Origin of the sequence: Frankia tisae, from assembly GCF_025403405.1 — a bacterium.
GTDB lineage: Bacteria > Actinomycetota > Actinomycetes > Frankiales > Frankiaceae > Frankia > Frankia tisai.
The window spans coordinates 1-9,778 of sequence record NZ_JANEZT010000260.1 but is presented as its reverse complement, the minus strand read 5'-3'; the positions used below and the strand labels follow the sequence as shown (position 1 = coordinate 9,778).

Below are 9,778 nucleotides of genomic sequence, written 5' to 3'. Positions count from 1 at the left end.
GCCGGACGCCCTCCCCACCGGATCGGGCCTGCGCCCACCCGCGCCCATGCCCCCTGAGAAGTACCGGGGGTGAGCGGCCACGACCAAATACCTCGCCGGGGCCGCCGCCGCCGTAGTCCTGCTCATCGTGCTCATGGGCGCCGCCGCCGCCCAACTGGCAGAACGAGTCCTGTGCGTGCCGGTCGTCGGCTGGTTCCTCGGCTGCGGCAGCGGCGGCAGTCCCAGCCAGACCGCGCTCGACGACGTCCCCGCCGACTACCTGACCCTCTACATGCAGGCAGCAGCGACCTGCCCCGGCCTGTCCTGGACGACGCTCGCGGCCATCGGCAAAGTCGAATCCGATCATGGACGCAGTCGGCTGCCGGGCGTGGCCAGCGGTACCAACAGCGCCGGCGCCGGCGGCCCCATGCAGTTCCTCGCCCCGACGTTCGCCGACGTCGTCGCTCGTCACCAACTACCAGCAGGCGGCGCGAACCCGCCGTCGCTCTACAACCCCCAGGACGCGATCTACGCCGCCGCGGCCTACCTATGCGACAACCACGTCGCCACCGACCTGACCGGCGCCCTGTGGGACTACAACCATTCCGGCGCCTACATCGCCCAGGTTGTTACCCAGGCCACCCAGTACGGCTCGACTGACGGCCCAGGGGCCGACACCACCGCGTCCGATGCCGGCTACGCCGCCGTCCTCTACGCCCAGGGCCAGATCGGCATCCCCTACCTGTGGGGTGGGGACGGCCCCCAGTTGACTGAACTACCGGGCGGCGGGGTTCGGGTGGCGGGTGGGTTTGACTGCTCGGGGTTGACGCGGGCTGCCTATGAAGCGGCCGGGGTGGATCTTCCGCGGACCGCTCAGGAGCAGTATGACGCGGGTCCACTTCTGCCAACGGGTACTGCGCCTGCGCCGGGGGACCTGGTGTTCTTCGGGAGCGGTCGGACCGACGTGACCCACGTTGGGATCGCGATCTCAGCTACCGAAATGATCGATGCGCCCCACAGAGGAGCAGTCGTCCGCATGGAATCTATTTGGCCTAATCTTGTGGGAATCACGCGCCCCGCAGGTCGGAGCTGAGGTGACCATTCCTTGGTGTGATGGCGATCCGCGTCGCTTTTCCTGCGTTGCCGTGAATGGAGTGTGGGGACAGGCAGACTACTTGGATCGTATGGTTCTCCGGCGTGGTGAGCTCCTGCTCGCCGTTCCTGTCGACTGGAGTGGGGCGATGGTAGATGACGGGAGTGGCCAGCGGGACTTGACCATGCTGGTCGTGCCCCGCATCGGGTGTCTGCGGGACACGGGCGAATTGTGGGAGCCGTACCTGCTGCTGGACGGTTCCGGTCAGGTGGTCGAGCCCGCCCGAGTCTATTTGAAGGATCTGCAGGCGGCTGGTCGGTCCGCGGCGACTCAACGTTCCTATGGCCTGGATCTCCTGCGCTGGTTCCGTTTTCTGTGGGCGATCGGCCTGTCCTGGGATGCGGCGGGGAGAATCGAGGCACGTGACTTTTCCTGCTGGCTGCGGGTCCTTGACAAGCCGGCGAGCGGCCCGGGAAGGAGGAGGGCGTCGGGGGCGGGTAGCCCCAATCCGGTCACGGGTAGACCCGCGCCGGGAGCGAAGTACGCGGCCCGGACAGTCGCGCATAGCGAGACGGTGCTGCGGGCCTTTTACGACTGTCATCGGCGTTGGGGAAGCGGACCGGCTGTCAATCCCTTTCCGCTGGTTCGGCAGCGGGAGGAGGGGCGTGCGCATGCGCACCACAATCCGTTGGAGCCGTTCCGCAACACCAGGGTCGGGTTGTATCGGCCGACGGTTCCGAAGCGGGTGCCTCGCGCGATCCCGGACGAGCGCTTCAACGAGTTGTTCGCCGCCCTGCTCAGCCACCGTGACCGCGCGCTGGTCGCGTTCTACGTGTCGACAGGCGCTCGGGCCAGCGAGCTGTTGGGGACCACGCAGGCGGACGCCGACCCAGGCCAGCAGCTGATCAGCGTGGTGCGCAAGGGCTCCCGCACCGTCCAGCGACTGCCGGCGTCGCCGGACGCGTTCGTGTGGCTCCGCCTCTACCAGCAGGAGCTCGACGGCCAGGCGCCGCGCGGGCGGGACGACCCGCTGTGGTGGACGCTGCGGCAGCCCCTACGCCCGTTGACCTATCACGCCGCCAGGGCAGCCTTCATCCGTGCGCAGGCTGTGCTGGGAAGTAACTGGACCTTGCACGATCTTCGTCATACCGCGGCCTACCGGATGGCACGGGATCCCGAGGTGGCGTTGACCGACGTGCAGTGGGTGCTCGGGCACGCGAGCCTGACCACGACCCAGATCTACACGACACCGTTCGAAGACGAGGTCCTCGCCGGGATGCGCGCCCACCACGAGCGCCGCGCCGCCGGCCGTGCCGCGCCGCCACCGCTGCCGGCCGCGGGCTACCGGACCGACAGCCTGCAGGTTCTGTTCGGGGGGCGAACGCCGTGACCGAACTCCTGGACCGGCAGCCGCCCCCAGACGGGTCGCGGGCTGAGGGCAGAACGCCGGCGACGCCTCGCGGCACCGCGGGTGCGGCGGCGCGGTTGCGGGGGCAGTTCCCGCCACGGAGGGTTCCGGTGTCCTGGCCGGCGACCACCCTCGGCCGTCACAGCATCGTCGAGCTGCTCGTTCCCCCGCCCTACGGGTCGGACAACCAGGCCGTGCAGTGGAAGCGCCGCAGCGGCATCACCGGTGTCCTGCGCTGGCTGCAGGGCCATCCGGGCGCGACCTGGCAGCAGCGCTGGCTTGCCACGGGCGTGGAGGACCTCGACGGGAAGTTCTGGCGGGACGTGGCGGCGGACTGGCTGCGGGACGTCGGTGACGACACCTACGAACGCCTCCTGTCGACCGGCCTGCTCGCGCTCATCTGCGGTGACGTTATCCGGCCCGGGGTGCGGTGGATGATGACGCGCCAGTCCCCACGTTTCCAGGCGGCTATGGAACGCTCCCGTGACCCCGAGGGTTTCGCCCGGCTGCGGGCATGCGCCGAGCAGAACCCGGCCGCGGCGCCGCTGATGGTCCGCCTCGCGCTCTACCGCGCCGCCACGATCATGGCCTGCAAGGGCGGGCTGGTCGCCGACATCGCTCCCGGCGACTGCGTCGAGCTACTCGACGTTCAAAGCTCGGTGCAGGCCAAGGGGGGCACCTGCAAGACCTACGTCTACCAGCTCCTCCACGATGCCGGGGTCTTTCCACCCGACGCGCCACCCACGATCCGGGCGTTCCGCGGCGCGACCGGCCAACTCACCGTCGAGGCCCTCGTCGCCCGCTACTCACTGCGCTGCCAGCCGGTGCGCGACCTCATCGTCGACTACCTGCGCCACCGGCAGCCCGCCGTGGACTACGTCAGTCTCAAGGAACTCGCCGACCGGCTCGCCGGCCTGTTCTGGCACGACCTGGAACGCCACCATCCCGGCATCCACTCCCTGCACCTGCCCCCCGAAGTGGCCGCGGCCTGGAAGCAACGCATCCAGGTCCGGACCAAGAAGGTGGTCGGCAGCGACGGGGAACCCGTCGACGTCGAAACCCCGCGGGTCAACGCCAAGAGCTGCATGTTCTCGGTGCGCGCCTTCTACCTCGACATCGCGCAGTGGGCGTTGGAGGACCCGGCCCGATGGGGCCCCTGGGCCACGCCTTGCCCCGTCACACCCGCCGACGTTGACCGGTGGAAGGACCGGATGCACCGCAAGGCCCGGATGGACCAGCGCACTCGGGAACGCCTACCGGTACTGCCGGCCCTCGTCCGCGCCGTCGAGCAACGCCGCCGTGACACCGCCGAACGCCTTGCCGCCGCATGCGCCACCCAGCCCGGCGACTCGTTCACCGCCACCGGACGCACCTTCCTCCGACCGCCCATGCCGAGCTCCGGCGGCACGAGGGTCTGGGCCGACGACCCGACCACCGGCGCCCGCTACAATCTGACCTTCGAGGAACACGAGGCGTTCTGGGCTTGGGCCACCGTCGAGATCCTGCGGCACACCGGTATCCGCGCCGAGGAACTCCTCGAACTCACCCACCACAGTTTCGTCCAATACCAGCTTCCCACCACCGGTGAACTCGTCCCTCTCCTGCAGATAGCACCGTCGAAAACAGACACCGAACGACTTCTGCTGGTCAGCCCGGAACTCGCCGACGTCCTGAGTGCCGTGATCTGCCGGGTCCGCGACACCACCGGCGCAGTGCCTCTCGTCCCCTCCTACGACATCCACGAACGCCTCTGGCTCCCGCCGATGCCGCTGCTGTTCCAGCGACGCTGGGGCGCCGAGAACCGTGCCCTACCACGCCGGGCCATCGAAAGAGCACTCGATAACGCCCTCGCGCACTCCGGACTGACCGGACCGGACAACAAACCTCTCGACTTCACCCCACACGACTTCCGCCGCATCTTCGTCACAGACGCGGTGATGAGCGGACTGCCACCCCACATCGCCCAGGCCATCTGCGGGCACCGCGACATCAACACCACCATGGGATACAAGGCGACCTACCCCGCCGAAACCATCGAAGCGCATCGCGCCTGGATCTCCCGCCGCCGTTCCGTGCGACCCAGCGAAGAATACCGCGCACCGACAGAACAAGAATGGGAAGACTTCTTCGGCCACTTCCAGCGCCGCAAAGTATCGCTCGGCACCTGCGGACGCGCCTACAACACCCCCTGCATCCACGAACACGCCTGCATACGCTGCCCGATGCTACGCCCCGACCCACGCCAACGGCCACGACTCGTCGAGGTCCGCGACAACATCCAAGACCGCATCACCGAAGCCGAACAGCAAGGATGGCTCGGAGACATCGAAGGACTCACCATCAGCCTCGCCGCCGCGAACACCAAACTCACCGACCTCGACCGCCTTACCAGCCGACAGGCCACCGTCCACCTCGGCATGCCAGACCTCCACCACCTCGCCGCACGCACCATCGTTCGCACTGCACCCGAGAACCAGGCACCCGAATAAGGCGCGTCCGCAAGTTCTGTCCGGTATGCGCAAGTTCAGAGAACCGGCCGAAGGCGGCTTCGACTGCTCCGGTCTCACCCGGGCCGCTTATTTGGCCGCCGGGATTGACCTGCCCCGCACCGCACAGACCCAGTATGAGGCCGGGTCCGTGGTCCCGCCCCGGGAACCACTCCAGATCGGCGACCTCGTTTTCTACGGCACCGCCAGCAACATCCACCATGTCGCGATCTATATCGGAGACGGGCAGATGATCACAGCTCCAGGGCGTAAAAAAGTGGTCAAAATCGCTCCATATAGGTGGCAAAAGGACGACTATTTCGGCGCAACCAGGCCGGGCAAGTAGGGCAATGTAGGTTCTCAAAACAGCTGACAGTTTCTCAAAAAAGATGTCACCGATCTGTCGCCGACTGGCCAGATCGATGAGAAGGTGGCTCGGCGTGGCGTCCCGGGTTCGGCGGTGCGCGGAGTAACCCTGATCGGTTGGTGGCGGTTCGTCACGGTCTGGGCGAAGTGTCTGGGTCCGGTACCGGTCGGAAGCCGGGACCGAGGTGGACACGACGTTGGACCGTGTCGCCGTGGATGACCTGACGGCGTGCCCGCCGGTGCGGAGTTCCACTGCTACAAAGCCGCGTACTACTCGGGCTGGTACTGGTCGCGCATCGTCGGCCGTGACGGCTCCGGCGCCGATCACCGAGGTCGGACAGGTGGTAGGACGGCCTCGTGTCCTCCCAGCCCCCAGCCAGGCCACCCGCGCGGCGCGGGAACGAGGCAGGTCGTTCGGAGTTGTCGGTGAGGCACGCTACCCTCAGATCAGCTCAAGAGAGGACCCCGGCGGCGTCGAGGTCGACGGGTGTCGGGGTCGCTCCTGATTGGCGTCTGGAACATACCCTCGAACATGACGCTGAGACATTCAGTGTCACTCGTTGTGATTGACGCCTCTGGTGCGCCGGGCCTTCTCGCAGGACACGAGGAAGGACCTTCAGGCACAGTGCAACTGATCAAGGCTCGCGTCACTGACTATCGGTCCGTCGAGGACTCCGACAGCTTCGACATCGAGAAGGATGTCACCTGCCTCGTCGGGAAGAACGAGTCGGGCAAGACGACCCTCCTCCAAGCGCTTTTCCGGCTCAACCCGGTGGAGCCCGCCGCCTTCGACGAGGTGGTCGACTTCCCTGCCCGCAAGACCCGCGAACGCAAGCAGCTCCCTGCCGGCGAGAAGATTCCCGTGCTCACGGCGACGTTCCGTCTCGACGACACCATCATGAAGGCCATCGAGGAGGAGCTCGGCCCAAAGGCCATGAGGAGCCCCGAGTTCGCCGTCGAAATCGGCTACCGCGACAAGTCCAAGTCGTTCAGCTTCTCCTACAACGAGGCCGCGGTCGTCGACCACCTGCGATCCACCCTGGACCTTCCGGCCGCGGGCGCCAAGGCCATCGGGAGCGTGAAGACCGTCACGGACTTCCTCGATGCCCTTGACGAGCTGAAGGAGCCCCCTTCCGACGCGACCGCGTTGGCCGACCGCCTCCGCGGCTGGCGCAACGGCAGCCTCGGGTGTCACCTCATCGACCAGTACGCCAATCCGTCCATGCCGAAGTTCGTCTACTTCGCGGACTACGACACGATGCCGGGCAAGGTCGCACTGCCCGATCTGATCCGGCGGCGACAGTCAGGAGACATTACGCGCGGCGAGCGTGCGCTGCTGAGCCTCCTGGACATGGCGGGCGTGTCACCGGAGGAGTTCAAGAACACCGACCAGCACGAACGGCTTCTCCGTGAGCTGGAGAACTCCGGCAACGTCATCTCGGACGAAGTCTTCGAGTACTGGTCGCAGAACAAAGAGCTGGAAGTCCAGCTGAAGGTCCTGCCCCCTGAGGTCGGGGCCACCGCGCCCTTCGACGAGGGGCCGATCCTCCAGGTCCGCGTCTTCAACCGCCGGCACCGCGCCTCGGTGCCCTTCGACGACCGGTCCCGCGGCTTCGTCTGGTTCTTCTCCTTCCTTGCCTACTTCAACGAGCTGGAGGCGGCCGGCACCACGGACCTGATCCTCCTCCTAGATGAGCCGGGCCTGTCCCTGCATGGCCGCGCCCAGGGGGACCTGCTCCGCCTGATCGACGAGCGACTGGCGCCCAAGCACCAGGTCCTCTACACCACCCACTCCCCGTTCATGGTCGACCCGGACAACATCCAGAGGGTCAGGACGGTTATCGACATGGAGCGCGGCGGAGCGAAGGTTTCCTCGGAAATCTTCAAGGCTGACGAGGACACTGCGTTCCCGCTCCTGACCGCGATGGGCATCGAGATGACCCAGACGCTGTTCGTGGGCGAGCACACCCTGCTCCTCGAAGGCCCGAGCGACCTGATCTACCTGGACATCCTCACGGATGTCGCCGAGGCGAAGGGGTCCATCGGACTCGACCCCCGCTGGGTGAAGACCCCCATCGGCGGCTCCGGGAAACTGTCTACCTTCGTGACCCTCCTGGGCGCGAACAAGCTGAACGTCGCGGTTCTCGTCGACTCCAGCACCAAGGACGTCGGGGCCGTCCAACGTCTTCGGGACAATGGCCAGCTGGCCAAAAACGGACTCCTCCAGATCAGCGAGTTCACTGGTACAGCCGACGCAGACATCGAGGACCTGTTCGACCGGGGCTTCTACCTCGAACTCGTCAACCGCGCTTACACACCCCAGCTAACCACCCCGATCCGCGCTTCAGAACTCAACGCGAAGGACCCCCGTGTCCTTCGGCAGATCGAGGCGGTGTTCAAGAAGCGGAAGATCGCCACAAGGTTCAACCACTACAAGCCGGCGGCGGTTCTCCTCCGAGAGCAGGCCGCGCTCGCCCCGCGCATCGACGCGGAAACGATCACGCGTGCCGATCTGCTGTTTACGCGACTCAACTCCCTGCTCCCCAAGCGCTGAGCTGACCTCGCCTGAGCGACGGGGCGGACCGGCGGGGGGCTGTGCGCGGCGAGCGGGGCCGTTTTCGGGATGTTTCCAGGCTGGTTCATCAGCTGCTTCGGGCGCTCATCCGCAACCGACCATCGCTGGTGCTCGGAGCGTGCGCCTGCGGGGTGCACGCTCCGTGTAGCCATGAGGACCCCGCCCGGCCGCAGCGACCGCGATGCAGGCGGTCTGGCCGATCGCAACCGGCACCGCTCCGAGGGAAACGGCAGATCGTTGAGAACCAGCCTGACGCCAGCTCGATGAGAACGTGCGCCAAAGCGCTGGTACTCCGGACTTCTGGCGACATGAAAGATGAAAACCTACAGGCAAACATGCGCATTCGATGCGACGCCCCGACAAAGACTTACTGGGACCGAAGCGCCTCTGTCTACCGAGATAGGCCGCGCGGACGGTCGCCGAGCAGGCGGCGTGATGGCCGGATTCGAGCCGTAGCGGTCGTCATTGCTGCGGGTGGCTGGGAGCCGGTGGGGTCAGGGCGAGGGTGACGAGATCGAGCGCGCCGCGGGCGGCGCGGTCCAGTCCGGCGGCGGTGCGCTCGAAACTCTCTCGTGGATCGGGGCCAGACAGCGGCGGGTCGGGAATCTCGTGATTGCTCAGGGGGCCGAGGATCACCTGCTGGACGGACGCGATCGTGTCCAGGATGCGGCAGACGCCGGTGAGGAGGTCGGCTCGGGTCGTGTCCGCGTCCCTGGCCACGGTCGTGGCGAGATCTGCGGCGGCCAGTCCGGGGATGGTGTCCCCGAGGTCGCGCGCGAGGCGGTCTGCCGCGTCGGCCAGCAGGTAGAGGAGCCTGACGGCCTCGGTATGGCGTGCTATCCCCGCCAGGTCAGGGTCTTGCAGCGTCCTGCGCAGAGCCAGGGCGTGGTGGGCGACGCGCGCGCTGGCCGGCGCAAGCGGTGCCCTGTCCAGCGCCCAGGTGACCCGGCTGCTGTAGCAGCCGAGACCCGCGACGCCGCCGAGTACCGCCAGCCCTCCCGCCGCGAGGCCATGGATACCACCGGGACTGGCGAACGGCGGCCACACGATCAGGCACGCGACCGCGGGCAGCATGAGCAGCAGCTGGGCGACGATCGGGATCAGCATCCGGCGACGCCGGTAACGCCGGGCCGCCCGCTTGACCCGCGGGTCGATGGTCAGTGCGTCGTGCACGTCGTGGGTACCTCCTCCGACACCACGGTGCCCGTGGACAGCGGGACGAGCAGCAGCCGCTCGGTTTCGAGGAAACACGGGCTGTCCCTCACGGTTCGATGATGGCTGAGGGCGCGGTAGTGGGAGCGCTGTCGACTGGATCACGGCGCCTACGTTCAGGCGGTATCGGAGGTGTTCGCGATGCTGCTCATGGGGTCGAGCACCTCCCACTGCTGGAGCTTGTCGAGCAATTGGTTGCGGTCGAGGGCGTAGAGGGTCGCGAGGGTGCGCAGGTCCCCTTCGCGGATCGAGAGGACCTGGCCGGCGTAGTCGCCGCGTTCCCGCTGGATCTCGACGGCCCAGCGGCGCAGCGGTCCGGCGTCGTCGGTGGGTACGCGGGTCAGGGCGGGCAGGTTGAGCACGATGCGGACCGCCCGCGGCGGGAGTGGGCCGGGTTGTCCGCCGGGCAGCAGGTCGTGGACGGGGACGCCGTAGAACGCGGCGAGTGCGGCGAGCCTCTGCATGCTGAGCATGCGGTTGCCGCGTTCGTAGGAGCCGAGCGCCGCGACCTTCCACTGGCCGCGCGAGAGGGCCTCGACCTGCTGAAGAGTGCGGCCCTGCTGGGCGCGGATGGTGCGCAGTCGGATGCCTACCTCGCGGGCGTAGGCACGATTCTCGCTGGTAATGGGCATGTTTCCTCCCTGCGGATGGGTGGGAGC

Annotated in this window: 7 protein-coding genes; 5 read left to right on the top strand and 2 right to left on the bottom strand. The window is 67.4% G+C overall.

The features are described from left to right. The first annotated feature begins 133 nt into the window (after positions 1-133). The 5 genes from NBZ85_RS21720 (at position 134) to NBZ85_RS21700 (ending at position 7,886) form a co-directional block, all read left to right on the top strand. Positions 134-1,072, top strand: coding sequence for a C40 family peptidase (locus tag NBZ85_RS21720; RefSeq protein WP_261562505.1), 939 nt, complete (start codon positions 134-136; stop codon positions 1,070-1,072). Positions 1,073-1,220: 148 nt separating this feature from the next. Beyond that, on the top strand, positions 1,221-2,462 hold the full coding sequence (locus NBZ85_RS21715; protein ID WP_261562504.1) for a tyrosine-type recombinase/integrase: 1,242 nt from the start codon (positions 1,221-1,223) through the stop codon (positions 2,460-2,462). 128 nt (positions 2,463-2,590) lie between these two features. Further along, positions 2,591-4,969, top strand: a complete 2,379-nt coding sequence (locus tag NBZ85_RS32765; RefSeq protein ID WP_261562503.1) for a tyrosine-type recombinase/integrase — start codon at positions 2,591-2,593, stop codon at positions 4,967-4,969. Positions 4,970-4,994: 25 nt separating this feature from the next. Then, on the top strand, positions 4,995-5,312 hold the full coding sequence (locus tag NBZ85_RS21705; RefSeq protein ID WP_055752584.1) for a C40 family peptidase: 318 nt from the start codon (positions 4,995-4,997) through the stop codon (positions 5,310-5,312). 645 nt (positions 5,313-5,957) lie between these two features. Beyond that, on the top strand, positions 5,958-7,886 hold the full coding sequence (locus NBZ85_RS21700; protein ID WP_261562502.1) for an AAA family ATPase: 1,929 nt from the start codon (positions 5,958-5,960) through the stop codon (positions 7,884-7,886). A gap of 483 nt (positions 7,887-8,369) precedes the next feature. On the opposite strand, the gene NBZ85_RS21695 is transcribed toward NBZ85_RS21700, so the two are convergent. Together NBZ85_RS21695 and NBZ85_RS21690 are read right to left on the bottom strand one after the other, a co-directional pair. Next, positions 8,370-9,080 (bottom strand): hypothetical protein, encoded by a 711-nt coding sequence (locus NBZ85_RS21695; RefSeq protein WP_261562501.1) that lies wholly within the window; start codon positions 9,078-9,080, stop codon positions 8,370-8,372. A gap of 155 nt (positions 9,081-9,235) precedes the next feature. Further along, positions 9,236-9,751, bottom strand: coding sequence for a transcriptional regulator (locus NBZ85_RS21690; protein WP_095213097.1), 516 nt, complete (start codon positions 9,749-9,751; stop codon positions 9,236-9,238). Between the last annotated feature and the right edge of the window lie 27 nt (positions 9,752-9,778).